We start from the raw sequence: 15,816 nt of genomic DNA on the forward strand, positions 1-15,816 counted from the left end.
CTGGCCGCGCGGGAGGCCGAAGGGCGAGACGCTCGCGACGCGAACAGCTCCGACGCGATCCGCTTCGATACGGCCCGCCATCGTGCGCTCAGCCGGTCCGAGGATGACGGGGACGAGGGCTCCTAGCCGGCTGGCCCCGGAACGAGCTAGAACCCCTGCCATGAGCGAGCGCAGCATCGACGGCAGCCGGGACGCCCAGGAGCCACGATCATGAGCGGGCGTCCGACCGGCGGCGTCGGCAGCCTGTTTCTGATCGACGCCAACAACTTCCTCTACCGGGCCTACCACGCGCTGCCGATGCTCACGGCGCCCGACGGCCGGCCGGTCAACGCGGTCCACGGCTACGTCCGCATGGTTCAGGCCGTGCGCAAGGAATTCGCGCCGCAGCACCTGCTCGCCGTGTTCGACGCCGCGGGGAGCAAGAACTGGCGGCGCGAGATCTATCCCGAGTACAAGGCCACGCGGCCGCCCGTGCCCGAGGATCTCCGGCCGCAGATCTCGCTGGTCCGCGAGGCCACGGAGGTCTTGAGCATCCCGTGGGTCGAGGACGAGCAGTACGAGGCTGACGATCTGATCGCGGCCTACACGGCCAAGGGCGTCGAGCAGCAGCTCGAGGTCGTGATCCTGTCGAGCGACAAGGACTTGATGCAGCTCGTGCGCGGGCCCGACGACGTGCGCGAGGGCTCGGTCCGGCTGTGGGACACGATGAAGAACCGCCGGATCGGGCCCGACGAGGTCGTCGCAAAGTTCGGCGTCGGGCCGGCCAAGCTCGGCGATCTGCTCGCGCTCGCGGGCGACAGCAGCGACAACATCCCGGGCGTCCCGGGCATCGGGCCCAAGACCGCCACCGGCCTGCTCGAAGAGTACGGCGACCTCGACGGGATCCTGGCCAACACCGCCAAGATCAAGCAGAAGAAGCGGCGCGAGCGGCTCGAGACCCACGCCGACGACGCCCGGATGAGCCGCGAGCTCGTCGCGCTCCAGACCGACTACGAGCTGCCCAAGCCGATCGAGGCGATCGTCGACAAGGGGGCGGACCGCGCGGCGATGGTCGAGTTCTTCGAGCCCCTGGGCATGAAGAGCACGCTCGCGGGCGCGGTCACGGTTCGCGGCGGGGGCTCGCGCCGGGTCGCGCCGCGGACCTTGGCGGAGTCGATGACCAAGCTCGAGGGCCTCGAGGTCGACAAGGCCAGCACCCAGATCGTCGAGGCCAAGCACGGCGCGCAGCTCGACGAATTCGCGGCCGCGGCCCGGGCTGCGGGCCACCTGGCCTTCGAGGTCGAGCTCTCGGGCGACGATCCGCTCCGCGCCGATCCGATCGGTGTCGCGCTGGCGATCCCCGCGATCGACAAGCCTGGCAAGCTCGCGCGGCCGCCGATCTACCTGCCGATCGGCCATCGCAGCCTCAGCGACGCGGGCACCGAGCAGTGGGAGCCGGGCGCGCTGTTCGAGCGCCTCGGGCCGCTGCTGCGCGACGCCGAGCTGCGCAAGTACACCCACGCGCTCAAGGATCAGGAGGTCGTGCTGCTGCGCCCGGGCATCGAGGTGATGCCGGCCGGCGTCGCCGTCGACACGATGCTCGTGTCCTACACCCTCGACCCGGCCCGCGCCGACCACGGGCTCCAGGGCCTGGCCAAGGACCTCGGCGGCCACCTGATCGGCAACCGCGAATCGATCGTCGGCAAGGGCAAGAAGCGGGTCGGCTTCGATCAGGTCGACGTCGCGATCGCGGGCCCGTGGGCGGGCGAGCGCGCCGGGCTGATCGCTACCTTGGGCCCGCACCTCGGCGCGGCCGTGCGCGAGGCCGGCGAGCAGATGGTCAAGCTCTACGAGGACATCGAGCTGCCGCTGACCGAGGTCCTCGCCCGGCTCGAGCGCCGCGGGATCTTGCTCGACGTCGCCGAGCTCGAGCGCCAGGCCGCCGAGCTCGGCGAGCAGATCGACGCCCTGCGCGAGAACATCGAGGCCGAGGCTGGCTACGCCGTCGATCCAAACTCGCCCAAGCAGCTCGGCAAGCTCTTGTTCGAAGATCGCGGGCTCCCGGCCAAGCGCAAGACCAAGACCGGCTACAGCACCGACGCCCAGACCCTCGACGAGCTCGCGCTGCTCGATCCGATCGTCAAGTACATCCTCGACTTTCGCAGCCTGACCAAGCTCAAGGGCACCTACCTCGACACGCTCCCGACGCTGATCAACCCGGACACGGGCCGGCTCCACACCCACTTTCACCAGGCCGTGGCCGCGACCGGGCGGCTGTCGAGCAGCGAGCCCAACCTCCAGAACATCCCGATCCGAACCGAGCAGGGCCGGCGGATCCGCCGGGGCTTCATCCCGCCCGAGGGCATGACGCTCGTGACCCTCGACTACTCGCAGATCGAGCTGCGCGTGCTCGCCCACCTGTCGAAGGATCCGAACCTGAGCAAGGCCTTTCACGACGGCGCCGACGTCCACCGCCGGACCGCCGCCGAGGTCTTCGAGGTCCCCGAGGCCGAGGTCACCGACGAGCAGCGCCGGGTCGCCAAGGCCGTCAACTTCGGGGTCATCTACGGCCAGAGCGCGTTCGGTCTCGCCCGCCAGCTCGGGATCCCGCAGGGCCGGGCGGGCAAGTACATCAAGGCTTACTTCAAGAAGATCCCCGGCGTCGCCAACTACATGACCGCGCTGATCGACATGGCCAAGGACACCGGCTTCGCCGAGACGATCTTCGGACGCCGTCGGCGGATCCCCGAGCTACGTCGGCGGACCGCCCCCGCCCGGGCCTACGGTGAGCGCATCGCTCGCAACACGCCGATCCAGGGCAGCGCAGCCGACATCCTCAAGATCGCAATGGTCGAGGTCGAGCGCCTGCTCGCCGACAAGCCCTGGGCCCGGATGCTGCTCACCGTCCACGACGAGCTGATCTTCGAGTGCGAGACCGACAAGGTCGAGGCCCTCGTCGAGCTCGTCAAACCGGCCATGGAGGGCGCCGCCAAGCTCGACGTCCCGCTCCTCGTCGAGGGCGGCTCGGGCCCCAATTGGGAAGACGCCAAAGGCTAGCAGCCCGGGGTGCTAGCGCCCGGCCGCTTGCGGCCGCGCGCGGCAGAGTAGCTGACGCTCGAGGGGGCAAAAAAAGCCCCCTTTCAGGGGGCCACGCACCCAGGTTGCGTGGCACATACCAGCCCACCGAGCGGAGGAGCGAAGCGAGGGAGCGACCGGCCGCGCGTGGCAGAGTAGCTGACGCTCGAGGGGGCAAAAAAAAGCCCCCTTTCAGGGGGCCACGCACCCAGGTTGCGTGGCACATACCAGCCCACCGAGCGGAGGAGCGAAGCGAGGGAGCGACCGGCCGTGCGTGGCAGAGTAGCTGACGGTCGAGGGGGTAAAAAAAAGCCCCCTTCTAGGGGGCCACGCACCCAGGTTGCGTGGCACATACCAGCCCACCGAGCGGAGGAGCGAAGCGAGGGAGCGACCGGCCGCTTGCGGCCGTGCGTGGCAGAGTCGCTGACGCTCGAGGGGGTAAAAAAAAGCCCCCTTACAGGGGGCCACGCACCCAGGTTGCGTGGCACATACCAGCCCACCGAGCGGAGGAGCGAAGCGAGGGAGCGACCGGCCGCTTGCGGCCGTGCGTGGCAGAGTCGCTGACGCTCGAGGGGGTAAAAAGAAACCCCTAGATCCCGCAGGCTTGGCCTTCGTCGCCGCAGCTGAAGGCGTCGGGATCGCTGTTGGCGTCGAGCCGGCACTGCACGCACTGCGGGGCGTTGAAGTCACCGAGGTCGCACAGACCGAGGAAGAAGCACGACTGGATCGCGCAGATCTGGAGGTCGAAGAGGTTGGACGACTCCGGGTCGGGGAGGTCAGCCGTGCAGTCGTTGATGCACATGTTGCTGAAGTCCCCGCAGTCGATCAGACACGCGGACGCGTCCGCACAGGTGTCGCCGCCGGTCTCGGTGGTCGTGTCTGTGGTGTCGGTCGTGTCCGACGTCGACGTCGACGTGTCGGTCGTGTCTGTGGTGTCGGTCGTGTCCGTGGTGTCGGTCGTGTCCGTGGTGTCGGTCGTGTCCGTGGTGTCGGTCGTGTCGGTGGTGTCGGTCGTGTCGGTGGTGTCGGTCGTGTCGGTGGTGTCGGTGGTGTCGGTCGTGTCCGACGTCGACGTGTCCGTGGACTCACCCCAGTCGACGCTGGTCTCTTCCTCGCCCCAGTCGACGCTGGTCTCTTCCTCGCCCCAGTCGAAGCTGGTCTCTTCCTCGCCCCAGGTGTCGACGGCCTCGTCGCCCCAGTCGCCGGTCATCCAGTCATCGGTCTCGCTGACGGTGGTCTCGTCGTCGCCGATCGTGTCCATGCCCGGGACATCGGGGATCGTGGAGGTGTCTTCGTAGCTCCACGTATCGGCCCCGGTGTCCGCGCTCGCGGCGATGATGATGGTCTCGGTCCGGCCACACGCCGCGAGCGACACCAACAGCGCGATCGAGGTGGGCACGAAGAGCAAGCGAAGCGAAGACATGAGGCCATGTTGGCACATGTACCGGGCAAAACGTAGGACCCGGGATCGGCCTGCTGGGGGCCTCTAGCAGCCCGGGGTGCAATGCCTCGCGCCGCCTCGCTTGGCCTTTTCGCCGATGGCTTTGTCGCCAAAACTTGCAGTACGCCCGGTACAGCGGCGTTTTGGCTTCGCGCCCTCGGCGAAAATTCCGGCGCGAGGCGACACGATGCATTGCACCCCGGGCTGCTAGTCCACGATCCAGAGGCGGATCCGACGTTCATGGCCGGAGCTTCATGTTTGCTTCATGAAGGCTCGACCGACCCCAACTCATCGCCGCAGTAGCGCTCACGCAGCACTCGCCACAACAACCCATGCTCGGCGCGCAAGACCCGCCGCTGGAGGGTCTCGGCCGTATCCTCGGGCTCGACCGGCACCTCCACGTGAGCGAGGATCGGGCCCTCGTCGTAGCGCTCGTTGACCAGGTGGACCGTGGGACCCGAGCTCTTCACCCCGGCCGCGAGCACGGCCTCGTGCACGTGGAGCCCGTACATGCCCTTGCCGCCGAAGCGGGGCAGGGGCCCGGGGTGGATGTTGATCACGCGCTCGGGGAACGCGGCGAGCAAGCCTGGATCCACGAGCACGAGCCAGCCCGCGAGCACGACGACCTCGACTCGATGCTCGCGCAGCAGCTCGAGGATCCGGGCGTGCGGATCGCCGTGGTCCTGCCGCCTGGCCCGACGCCCAACCCCAACATGGATCGCGGGGATGCCGTGACGGCGAGCGCGCTCGAGGGCCCCGGCCTTGGCGCGGTTGGAGATCACCAGCACGATCGGCGCGGGCAGGTCGCCGCGCTCGTGGGCGTCGATCAGCGCCTGGAGGTTGCTGCCCCCGCCGGACGCGAGCACGGCCACGCGCGGGGCTTCGAGCCTGGTGTCGCTCACTCGCGTGGTCATACGCAAGCGTGGCGCGGTCGTCGAGCCTGGCCAGATCCACCCGGGTGGGACCATGCAGCAGACCGCTGCAGACCGCCTATACTCCCGGGCATGTCCGAGGAACCACAGCTCGAGCCGGGCGTCCCGATCCGCTCGACCACGGTCTTGTGCGTGCGCCGCGACGGCAAGGTGGCGCTCGGCGCCGACGGCCAAGTCTCGATGGGAAACACGATCGTCAAGGGCAGCGCGAGCAAGGTGCGGACGCTGGCCAAGGGCCAGATCCTCGCGGGCTTCGCTGGCTCGGCCGCCGACGGGCTGACCTTGTGTGACCTGCTCGAGGCCAAGCTCGACTCGGTCGGCGGGAACTTCACCCGGGCCTGCGTCGAGCTGGCCAAGGACTGGCGGCTCGAGCGTCGCTACCGACGCCTCGAGGCCCTGATGATCGTCGCCGACAAGGAGCGCTCGCTGCTGTTGTCGGGCACCGGGGACGTGATCGAGGCCGAGGACGGGATCCTCGCGATCGGGTCCGGCGGCAACTATGCCCTGAGCGCCGCGCGGGCGCTGCTGCGCCACTCGGAGCTCGACGCGCGCGGGCTCGTCGAGGCGGCGCTCGCGATCGCTGGCGAGATCTGCGTGTTCACCAACGACAAGACCAAGATCCTGGAACTGGAGGCGCCGCGATGAACCACCTGACCCGCTTGATCGACGGCCGCGAGCTGACCCCACGGCGCGTGGTCGAGGAGCTCGACCGCTACGTGATCGGCCAGCACGCGGCCAAGCGCGCCGTCGCGATCGCGCTGCGCAACCGCTGGCGGCGCCAACAGGTCGAGGGCGAGCTCCGCGAGGAGATTTCGCCCAAGAACATCATCATGGTCGGGCCGACCGGGGTCGGGAAGACCGAGATCGCCCGGCGCGTGGCCAAGCTCAGCGGCGCGCCCTTCGTCAAGGTCGAGGTCAGCAAGTTCACCGAGGTCGGCTACGTCGGCCGCGACGTCGACTCGGTCATCCGCGACCTCGTCGAGATGTCGGCCAAGATCGTCCGCGAAGAGATGGAGCGCGAGGTCTGGGGCGCGGCCCGGGAGCGGGCCAACGCCAAGCTCCTCGACCTGCTCTTGCCCCCGACGCCCGCGCCCACGACCCACGGCTACGCCGCCCGGCCCGGTGACGCGCCCAAGGCCGCGGAGCCGGCCAACTCGGCCAGCCGCGACAAGCTCCGCAAGCTCCTCGACGAGGGCAAGCTCGACGGCCGCGAGGTCGAGATCGAGGTCGAGGACGAGGGCGGCGGCGGCTTCGCGATGATTCCGGGCATGGGCCCCGGGATGGGCCCGGGCGCCGGCGGGGGCCCGAGCATGGGCGATCAGCTCGGCTCACAGTTCGAGGATCTGCTCGGCGCCCTCGGCAAGCGCAAGCGCAAGCGCAAGACGACCGTCGCCGAGGCCCGCGATCTGCTCTCGGCCCAGGAGGCCCGCGCGCTCGTCGATCGCGACGAGGTCCGCAGCGAGGCCGTGCGTCGGGCCGAGCAGCTCGGCGTGGTCTTCCTCGACGAGATCGACAAGATCTGCAGCCGCGAGAACGCGCGCGGGGCCGACGTCTCGCGCGAGGGCGTCCAGCGTGATCTGCTGCCGCTGGTCGAGGGCTCGACGGTTGCGACCAAGTACGGCCCGGTCCGCAGCGACCACGTGCTCTTCGTCGCCGCCGGGGCGTTTCACATGTCCAAGGTCAGCGATCTGATCCCCGAGCTTCAGGGCCGGTTCCCGATCCGGGTCGAGCTCGAGAGCCTCGGCGAGGCCGAGTTCGTCCAGATCCTGCGCGACACCGACAACTCGCTGCTCAAGCAGTACGCCGCGCTGCTCGGGACCGAGGACATCGAGCTCGAGTTCGGCGACGACGCGATCGCCGAGCTCGCGCGGGTCGCCGCGCTCGCCAACGAGCAGCTCGAGAACATCGGCGCGCGTCGGCTCCACACGGTGATCGAGCGCGTGCTCGACGAGCTCAGCTTCGAGGCGACCGAGATCGGGCCGCAGAAGGTCCCGATCACCGCGGGCTACGTGCGCGAGCGGATCGGTGAGCTGCTCGCCGACCAGGATCTGTCCCGGCATATCCTTTAGACCCCCCTGGGGCGTCTTAGACTTTGCCACGCACTGCCGCTGCGCGGCAGGTCGCTCGTCGCTGCGCTCCTCGCTCGGTGGGCTGGTATGTGCGGCGCACCGGTCTGCGTGGCCCCCTAGAAGGGGGCTTTTTTTTACCCCCCCCGGGGCGTCTTAGACTTTGCCACGCACTGCCGCTGCGCGGCAGGTCGCTCGTCGCTGCGCTCCTCGCTCGGTGGGCTGGTATGTGCGGCGCACCGGTCTGCGTGGCCCCCTGAAAGGGGGCTTGTTTTTACCCCCCCGGGGCGTCTTAGACTTTGCCACGCACTGCCGCTGCGCGGCAGGTCGCTCGTCGCTGCGCTCCTCGCTCGGTGGGCTGGTATGTGCGGCGCACCGGTCTGCGTGGCCCCCTGGAAGGGGGCTTTTTTTGCCCCCCCCCGGGGCGTCTTAGACTTTGCCACGCACTGCCGCTGCGCGGCAGGTCGCTCGTCGCTGCGCGGCAGGTCGCTCGGTGGGCTGGTTGTGCGGCGCACTGCCGCTGCGTGGCAGGTGTCAGGCGACTCGGCGCACGCGCGGGCTCGAGCTGAGGCGCCTCGTGACCCGGGACGGCGTCCACCAGCGCAGCTCGATCAGGTGAAAGGGCTGACCGTCCATGTGGACCTTGTGACAGGCCAGGTCGTTGACCGACCCGCCGTACATCTCCACGACGCCGCGGAGATAGCCCTCGACCAGGGCAGGGGGGTGGACGGCGCCGGCCCGAAGCACCGCGTAGCCGGGCTCGTACTTGGCCGTGGTCATCCGATCGTGCTCGGGCGGGTCGATGATCGCGGCGCCGAAGGGCGTGTCGAGGTCGGTCAGCACGGCCTCGGCGGAGTCGAAGCCCCAGCGCTCGAATTCGGGCTTTGACGCGGCCACGATGCGCTTGCCGATCGAGACGAGGTCGAGCTCGGTGACCGTCGCGGCCGCGAGCCTGACCGCGGCGGTGAACTCAGCCCAGTCATACTCACCCGCGTCATCGAGAGACTCGACGCGGGCGGCGAGTTGATCCAACCCGGCGCTCGCGTCGAGCAACTGCGTGACCACCAGTTTGAAGTAACGCCCGAGGACCATGCCAGCCATGTAATGATGGTACGGGTCGAGGGCTCCGATGAACAGCGACAATATACGGCACAGTCGCGAGCGAATATGACCACATGGTGGATATGCCTGTTTGGGTGAATTTGCGCCTGCAAGTGGGTCACAATGGGACTCGGGCGATCGCGGCCGGCCGGCTGGGGTGGGGCATATCGACACATGTGCCCCAAAGAATGCTCATATTTATCCATCGTCATTGAAATCCGTGTTGCTCTCGCAACGTGTCCGCGCGTTCACGCCCCGGCTGGCATGTAGGGGCAGGGGAGGGGGTTGCGTACGTGCGGGAGTCGCTCGGATCTCGGATTCGAGCGTGGGGTTGGCCTGCGCGGAAGGCGTGTCCCGGACGCGGCCGCGGCCGGGCCCCGGATCCGGCGCGCGGATCGACGCTCAGCTCGGCTGGGCCGGGCCGCGTTGACCTCGGTCCAGGCTAGGGCTATCGGACCGGCGATGTGCGCTGCGAACCGCGACGCGCCCGGCTCGGCCGGCACGCCCGGTCCGACCGAGGAGCCCGCGCCCCTCGACATGCGCGGCGTGATCTTGACAGCGGTCCTGGTGATGATGGGCTTCACGGCCGCCGCCGCGCTGCTCGGCTGGCTGTTTCACGAGCCGCTGATGGCGATGGGGCGATGGTTCGTGGCCCGCTTTGGCGGCGTCGGAGTGGCGGTTGGCTTCTTCGTGCCCGACGCGTTCACCGTGCCCGTACCGACCGACGCGTTCACGGCCTTCGGGCTGTGGGGCGGGATTCCGTTTTGGCGGGTCGTCGCGTGGGGCAGCCTCGGGAGCCTCACGGGCGGCAGCACGGGCTGGGTCGTCGGGCGCTACCTGCTGTCGCGCAGCGCCAGGCTGCAGGCGTACATCAAGCGGCGCGGCGGCGACGAGATGGCGGCGCAGCTGCGCCGCAGCGGCCGGTGGTTCCTGGCGATCGCGGCCGTCTCGCCCGTGCCCTACTCGGTCACCTGCTGGGCGGCGGGCGCGACCAAGATGCCGTTTTGGCAGTTCCTGACGATCTCGCTCCTGCGCATCCCCCGAGTCGCGGCGTTCTTGTGGCTGATCCAGCAGGGCTTTGTCAGCGTGACCGGGTAGAGTCGGGGCGTGAGCGATACGCGTCCGGTCCTCGCCGTGCTCGGCGGCAGCTTCAACCCACCGCACCTCGGCCACGCCCTGTTGCCCGCCTACTTGCTCGCGCGCGGCGACGCGGCGCGGGTCCTGGTCGCGCCGTGCTGGGATCACCCCCTCGGCAAGGCGCTCGCGCCCTTCGAGCGGCGCATGAGCTGGGTCCGGCTCGCCCTGGCCCACTGCGACGAGCGGGTCGAGGTCAGCGCGATCGAGGCCGAGCTCGCGGGTCAGCGGGGCGGTCGACCGAGCTACACCCTCGAGCTGCTCGAGGCGCTCGCGCTGCGCTACCCCGATCAACGCGTGCGCGTGGTCGTGGGCTCCGACATCACCCGCAGCGGCGAGACCGAGCGTTGGCATCGTTGGGAGCGCATCGTCGAGCGCTTCGACCCGATCGTGGTCCCGCGCGCGGGGTGGTCCGAGGACGGCGCGGCGGCGCTGCCCGAGGTCAGCAGCACCGCCGTCCGTGCCCAGCTCGACGCGATCCGAGCGGGGGGCGACGGGGCCGAGGCGGCTCGTGTGGCGGTCCGCGGCCTGGTCCCGGCTGCGGTCGCGGTCGCGCTCGAGCGCTGGATCGGCGGGGCCGAGCCGCGGGTCTGGGTCGTCGGCCACGGTCACGTTGCGACCCACGCGGTCCCGTGGCTGCGCGATCGTGGCTTCGTGGTCGAGCAGCTCGGGGCTCGGGCGCTGGTCGCGGGCGAGGGCCCTTCGCTGCCCGAGACCGCGCCGACCGGCGTGTGGCTGCTGTGCTCCGACGGCGCGCTCGAGTCGGTCGCGGCCAGCCTGGTCGGGAAGCTTCCAGCAGGCACCCCGGTGCTGCACGCGGCCGGGGCTCGTCTCGCCCGGGAGGCGCTCGGACCCCTGCACGCGGCCGGGCACCCGGTCGGGACGCTCCACCCGATCTGCTCGCTGCGACGCGAGCGAGGCCGCTCGCGCCTGTCCACGGCGAGCTTCGGTCTCGGCGGAGATCCAGACGCCCGCGGCTTCGGCCAGACCTTGATCGGCGCCGCGCCGGCCCTGCAGATCCAAGACCTCGACGCTCGCGGCCGCCTGGCCTACCACGCGGCCTGTGCCCTGGTCGCCAACCACCTCGCCGTGCTCGAGGCCGCGGCCGCGAGGGTCTTGTGTGCGCGCGGCCTGGCTCCGAAGCGGGTCGAGCGAGCCCTCGCTGAGCTGATGCTCGGCTCGGTCGAGAACCTGCTCGCGCTCGGGATCCCGACCGGTGTCACGGGGCCGCTCTCGCGCGGCGATCGAGCGACCGTCGAGGCCCACCTCGCGGCCCTCGACGACGAGGCCACCCGCGGCCTCTATGCCGATCTCAGCGAGCGGCTCGCGGGGCTGCTAGGCCTAAATCAAGCGCTGAATTTAAAGAGCTGAATGATTTAGGGCTAGTACGAGCCGCAAGGCGAGCGTTTGGGGGTGAGCGGAGGGGGCTTCGCCGCCGCAGCGAGGGGCCTTTTTGAAAGGCCCCTTGAAGACGAGAAGGCCTGAGTCGAGCGCGCAGCGCTCGATTCAGGCCTAGGCCTGAATCCACCGACGTAGGCGCTTCATCAGAGGTCCGCTGGCGGGGTTGCGGGTGTCGAGGAAGCTCGCCTGCTCCCGCGACTTGCGGCGCGCGGCCATGCGCCGACGGGCGATCTCGAGCTCGCGCCGGGCCCAGGCCTCGACCGTGTCTGAACGCGCGAGCATGGCGTCGATGCGCGGCACGGCGAGGCTCGCCACGGCCAGCGGGCTCGCGGCCAGCCAGCTGGCGCTGCGGGTCTGGTCGACCGTGAAGTTGAGGGCCACGGCGGTCACGACCGCGGGGTTGCGCGCGAGGGTGTCGAGGACCTCGCGCACGCGCGTGAGCCACTCGAGCTGGCCGCGCTCGACGAGCAGGAGCTCGGGCACGAAGGGCGCCGCGTCGGCGCCGAGCAGCGGCAGCGCGTCGAGGATCTGAAGACGCACGCGCAGGCTTGGATCCCACAGCGCTCGGGCCAGCCGGGTCAGGGTCGTGGGCTCGTCGTTGCCCCGCTCGGCCAGCCTCGCGGCCGCGCGCTTGCGGGTGGCCTTGTCGCCGGGCTGCCACGGCAGCTCGACGCGGACGGTGTCGAGGAACAGGCTCCGCAGCTCGCGGCGGGGGACGACCAGGGCGTCGAGCCACGCGGAGCCGAGCTCGCCGCCCCAGCCGCGAGCTTCATCGCCCCCCGAGCGACAGGGGTCGAGGATCCCGATCGACGCGCGGCGGCGCAGGTGCCGGGGCGGGTCACCCAGGACCACCGACCAGGGTCGCGCGAGCACGCCGGGCTCGGCGAGCAAGGCCGGGATCTGACGGTGGACGGGGCTCCAGTCGTTGGCTCGGACGTCGACGCGGACGTGGCGCAAGAAGCGACTGATCGGCGAGCGCAGCAGTCGCCGGAGTGAGGCCAGCGCCTGTTGGCCCAGGCGCTGGTCGCGGGGACGGTCGACCACACGCAGCGCGACCGCGACGCCGTGGACCCAGCTCAGCTCGAGCTCGGGGCACTCGGCGAGGGCCTCGGCGACCATCGGATCTCGGACCTCGGTCTCGAGCTCGGCGACCCGCTCTCGCAGCGCTCGGAGCTGGGCGCCGTCGTGGCCTCGGGCTGCGAGGGTCTCGGCCAGGAGCGAGGTCGTCACGAGCTCACCGAGGGGCTCCCCCTCGGCCTGAAGGCGGTCGGCCCACACGGCCAGCTCCTCGCGCTCCCGCTCGCTCCACATGGCTGTTATTTTGATATGGGGGCACCCGGGGCGGGCCGCAACTCGAGAGCTCAGGCCCGGGCTCGCGCGCCGATCTTCGCGAGCCGCTCGGAGAGGGTCTCGTCAGCCAGGGGCGGCACGGCGTCGGGGTCGCCCACGTCGCCGAAGGCCTCGAGCGCGCGCGCAGGTCGGGGCTGCGAGCGTCGGGGCTCGGGGTCGTCAGGCGCAGGCGCTCAGCCGCTCCCCTTCGCCTGGACCTCGTCGGCCCAGACTGCCGAGGCCGCGCGCTCCGTAAGCCAGATTGGGGGTGTTCAACCCGCCAAGGGTCAGCGGCCGATTTCGACGACGAGGCGGCCGTCGTCGAGGGACACGATGGCCTCGTTGCCTGCGCGGACGCGGCCGCGCAGGATCTGCTCGGCGATCAGGCTCTCGATCTGGCGGCCGAGGAGGTGGCGCAAGGGGCGGGCGCCGAGGGCTGGATCGACGCCCGCGCGATCGATGAGCTGCTCGATCGCCTCGTCCTCGACTCGATAGCGGATGCCGCGATCGTGGGCCAGGCGGGCCGAGCTCGAGGCGATCAGGCGCCGACAGATCGCCAGCATCTGAGCGCGGGTCAGCGGGCGCAGGACCAGCGGGGCCTCGATGCGGTTCCACAGCTCGACGGGGAAGTGGGTCCGCGCTTCGCTGAGGATCTGCTCGTCGTCGGCCTCGTCATCGGCCTCGTCGAGCGCGCCGCCCGGGGTCCCGAGCATGAGGTCGGCGCCGAGGTTCGAGGTCATGATCACGACCGCGTGGCGAAAGTCGACGGTCCGCCCGCGCCCGTCGGTCAGGCGACCCTCGTCGAACACCTGCAAGAGCAGCTGGTGGACGTCGCGGTGGCTCTTCTCGATCTCGTCGAGCAGGATCACGCGGTGCGGGTTGCGGACCATCGGGTCCGTGAGCGCGCCGCCCTGCTCGTGGCCGACGTAGCCCGGCGGCGCCCCGACCACACGGGCGACCGCGTGGGCCTCGGCGTACTCGCTCATGTCGAGGCGCAAGAGGGCGTCGTCGCGCTCGTAGAGGGCCCCGGCGAGGGCCTTGGCGATCTCGGTCTTGCCGACCCCCGAGGGCCCGAGGAGCAGGACCGAGGCGATCGGTCGGCCGCTCGAGAACCCGGCGCGGTTGCGACGGACGAGGGCGGCGAGGATCTCGAGCACGTGCTCGTGGCCGACGACCTGGCGCGCGAGCCGAAGATCGAGGTCGAGCATGTCGCGCTCGCCGTCGCCGATGATGCGCTGGCGCGGGAGCCCGGTCCGCTCGCAGGTGACCTCGACCCAGGCGTCATGGCTGACCGCCACGCGGCCCTCGCGGGCCGTTCGGGCGCAGGCGAGATCGAGCAGGTCGAGGGCGCGGCCCGGCATCGCGAGGCCGGTCAAGAAGCGGTCGGCGATCCGGGTGAGCTCGGACAGGCGCGCGTCGTCGGCGAGCTCGAGGCCGTGCTGGTCGAGGATCGCCCCGCTCGCGAGCTTGACGGCCTGGTGGACGTCGGCGCCGTCGAGCGGGGGCAACATCAGGACGTCGAGGGTGTCGAGGATCCCCGGCATCCAGGATTCGAGCCGCGCGCGGCCCTCGTGCGAGAGGATCGTCAGGATTCGGGGGGCCCCGCTGGCCCACGCCCGGGCCAGGGCCGGGAGCAGGGGAGGCGGAGCGTCACCGGACACGCGATCGAGGTTGTCGAACACGACCACGCCCTTGGCCTCGGCGATCAGCTCGAGGTCGTCGGTGAGGGTCTCGTCGTCCTCATAGTCGGGCGCGTCGAGGTGAAAGAGCGGGCGGGCGAGGGCGGTGGCCAGGTGCATGGCCAGGAGGCTGCGACCGCTGCCGTGCTCGCCGACGAGGACCGGCGGTCGCACGGACCTGCGCAGCAGCGCGTCGGCGAGCATCGACAGCTCGCGCTCGCGCCCGCGCATCGGCGGCAGGGTCGTCGGGTTGATCGAGCGCAGCTCCTTGGGCAGGCCGCGCTCGCGCGGCTTGGGCTGGAGCTCGCTGCGGGCGTCGAGCTCGAGCTGCGGGTTCCGTTCGGGCGCCGCCGAGGGGCTCGGGACAGGCGCGTGCTGGGCCGGCGCCTGCGAGCTCGGCGCCCGCGAGCCCCGGAGGGCCGACTGCCGCGGCGAAGGTGGTGCGGGCCGGCGAGTGGTCGCGCTCCCTCGACGAAGGGGAGACGGCTGGGCCGGACCGGCGCTCGCCGACATCCGCACGGGCCCGTTGGGCGCGCGGGCCCCAGGCTCGATCGCACGGCTGACCCGCGCGTGCCCGCGCACGCGCACGCGCTCGATCAGCAGCTTGCGCAGCCGTCCAGTGTCGGCCCCGGCCAGCTGCAGCATCCGGTAGGCGTGACAGTCGGCGCTGCGGACGATCGCCAGCAGCTGCGAGAGCTCGCTGTCGGGGCCCGCTCGGCCGCCGCGCTGCTGCAGACGCAGGCGCCAGTCGGCCGGCTCGGCCTCGACCTCGGCTCGGAGCCTGTCGCGCAGCTCGGGCAGTTGCTCGGGCGCGACCCGGACCTCGCGCAGGACCGAGGCCACGAGCTCGTGGGTCGCGAGCTCGATCAGCAGGTCACCGGACGAGCCGGAGCTCGCACGCGCGTGACGAGTTGACGAGCGGACCGCGAGGGCTTCGGGCATGGGCGCAAGCTAGGGGTCCGATGTTCAGCGGTCAAAAAAACGGCGACCGCGACGGGTGCCGCGGCGGCTCCGTGCATCGCGCGCCCCCGAGCAGGGGCGAGAACACCGTCGAACTCATTGGTTGCAAGTGTTTGTAATTGCTCGTGAAGTCGTCCTGGTGGAGATCTGCGATGCGCGAAGTCATTGCGTCGACTCGCCATCCCCAACACCGTGGCCGCAGCGATGACCACATCGACGCGCTTTCAGATCCTCGTGTGCGACGGCCCGAGCTGCGGGTTGTGCCTCAACAGTGAAGCATTGCTCGAGCACCTCGAGCAGCGGATCGCCGCCAGCGACAGCCTTCGCGATCGCGTGACCGCGATCAACCTGACCTGTTTTGGTCGCTGTGACGACGGACCCAACATCATGGTTCGACCCCTCGCCGAGGGGGAAGATGGCGACTGCGAGCCGGACATCGACGCGATCGAGGGCGTCCGCGGGCTCTACCTCGGCATGGACACCGAGCGGATCGATCGCGTGCTGCGTGAGCACTGCGAGGGCGGTCAGCCGATCGAGGACTGGGTCGAGGAGTATTAGGGCCATTAGGGCCCCCCGCGGCCGGCCTGCACTTTGCCACGCACGGCCGCTTCGCGGCCGGTCGCGGACTCGCTTCGCTCGCCCGCTCGGTGGGCTGGTATGAGCTGGGCGATGGGTTGCGTGGCCCCCCAGAGGGGGGCTCGGTTTACTGTGGGTGGGGG

Annotated in this window: 11 protein-coding genes; 6 read left to right on the forward strand and 5 right to left on the reverse strand. The window is 70.6% G+C overall.

All coding sequences use genetic code 11. The features are described from left to right. Positions 1–210 precede the first annotated feature (210 nt). The gene (gene polA, locus ENSA5_RS30595) at positions 211–3,036 is read left to right on the forward strand and encodes a DNA polymerase I (protein ID WP_106395257.1); all 2,826 of its coding nucleotides are present in this window, start codon (positions 211–213) and stop codon (positions 3,034–3,036) included. Positions 3,037–3,643: 607 nt separating this feature from the next. Here polA and ENSA5_RS30600 read toward each other — a convergent pair. Both ENSA5_RS30600 and purN read right to left on the reverse strand, forming a co-directional pair. After that, positions 3,644–4,477: a hypothetical protein gene (locus tag ENSA5_RS30600; protein ID WP_146156276.1), complete on the reverse strand. Its 834-nt coding sequence runs from the start codon at positions 4,475–4,477 to the stop codon at positions 3,644–3,646. A gap of 281 nt (positions 4,478–4,758) precedes the next feature. Continuing rightward, complete coding sequence (purN, locus tag ENSA5_RS30605) at positions 4,759–5,397, reverse strand: phosphoribosylglycinamide formyltransferase (protein ID WP_258183071.1); 639 nt, start codon at positions 5,395–5,397, stop codon at positions 4,759–4,761. A 102-nt stretch (positions 5,398–5,499) separates the two neighbouring features. On the opposite strand from purN, the gene hslV reads away from it, so the two are divergent. Together hslV and hslU are read left to right on the forward strand one after the other, a co-directional pair. Further along, on the forward strand, positions 5,500–6,072 hold the full coding sequence (gene hslV / locus ENSA5_RS30610) for an ATP-dependent protease subunit HslV (protein WP_106395260.1): 573 nt from the start codon (positions 5,500–5,502) through the stop codon (positions 6,070–6,072). Continuing rightward, positions 6,069–7,496: an ATP-dependent protease ATPase subunit HslU gene (gene hslU / locus ENSA5_RS30615; RefSeq protein WP_146156277.1), complete on the forward strand. Its 1,428-nt coding sequence runs from the start codon at positions 6,069–6,071 to the stop codon at positions 7,494–7,496. Before hslV ends, hslU begins: the two co-directional genes overlap by 4 nt. Before the next feature lie 531 nt (positions 7,497–8,027). On the opposite strand, the gene ENSA5_RS30620 is transcribed toward hslU, so the two are convergent. Further along, positions 8,028–8,594 carry a hypothetical protein gene (locus tag ENSA5_RS30620; protein ID WP_146156278.1) on the reverse strand — a complete coding sequence of 189 codons (567 nt, stop codon included), beginning with the start codon at positions 8,592–8,594 and terminating at the stop codon, positions 8,028–8,030. 462 nt (positions 8,595–9,056) lie between these two features. On the opposite strand from ENSA5_RS30620, the gene ENSA5_RS30625 reads away from it, so the two are divergent. Further along, on the forward strand, positions 9,057–9,692 hold the full coding sequence (locus ENSA5_RS30625) for a YqaA family protein (RefSeq protein ID WP_106395262.1): 636 nt from the start codon (positions 9,057–9,059) through the stop codon (positions 9,690–9,692). A gap of 9 nt (positions 9,693–9,701) precedes the next feature. Further along, on the forward strand, positions 9,702–11,099 hold the full coding sequence (locus ENSA5_RS30630; protein ID WP_106395263.1) for a DUF2520 domain-containing protein: 1,398 nt from the start codon (positions 9,702–9,704) through the stop codon (positions 11,097–11,099). A gap of 141 nt (positions 11,100–11,240) precedes the next feature. Here ENSA5_RS30630 and ENSA5_RS30635 read toward each other — a convergent pair whose 3' ends face one another. Both ENSA5_RS30635 and ENSA5_RS30640 read right to left on the reverse strand, forming a co-directional pair. Further along, positions 11,241–12,440, reverse strand: coding sequence for a hypothetical protein (locus ENSA5_RS30635; RefSeq protein WP_106395264.1), 1,200 nt, complete (start codon positions 12,438–12,440; stop codon positions 11,241–11,243). Positions 12,441–12,745: 305 nt separating this feature from the next. Further along, the gene (locus ENSA5_RS30640) at positions 12,746–15,079 is read right to left on the reverse strand and encodes an AAA family ATPase (RefSeq protein WP_106395265.1); all 2,334 of its coding nucleotides are present in this window, start codon (positions 15,077–15,079) and stop codon (positions 12,746–12,748) included. Positions 15,080–15,301: 222 nt separating this feature from the next. Here ENSA5_RS30640 and ENSA5_RS30645 point away from each other — a divergent pair, with 222 nt between their 5' ends. Next, positions 15,302–15,655: a (2Fe-2S) ferredoxin domain-containing protein gene (locus tag ENSA5_RS30645; RefSeq protein WP_106395266.1), complete on the forward strand. Its 354-nt coding sequence runs from the start codon at positions 15,302–15,304 to the stop codon at positions 15,653–15,655. The last annotated feature ends 161 nt before the right edge of the window (positions 15,656–15,816 follow it).

Origin of the sequence: Enhygromyxa salina (genome assembly GCF_002994615.1) — a bacterium.
Classification (GTDB): Bacteria; Myxococcota_A; Polyangia; order Nannocystales; family Nannocystaceae; genus Plesiocystis; species Plesiocystis salina_A.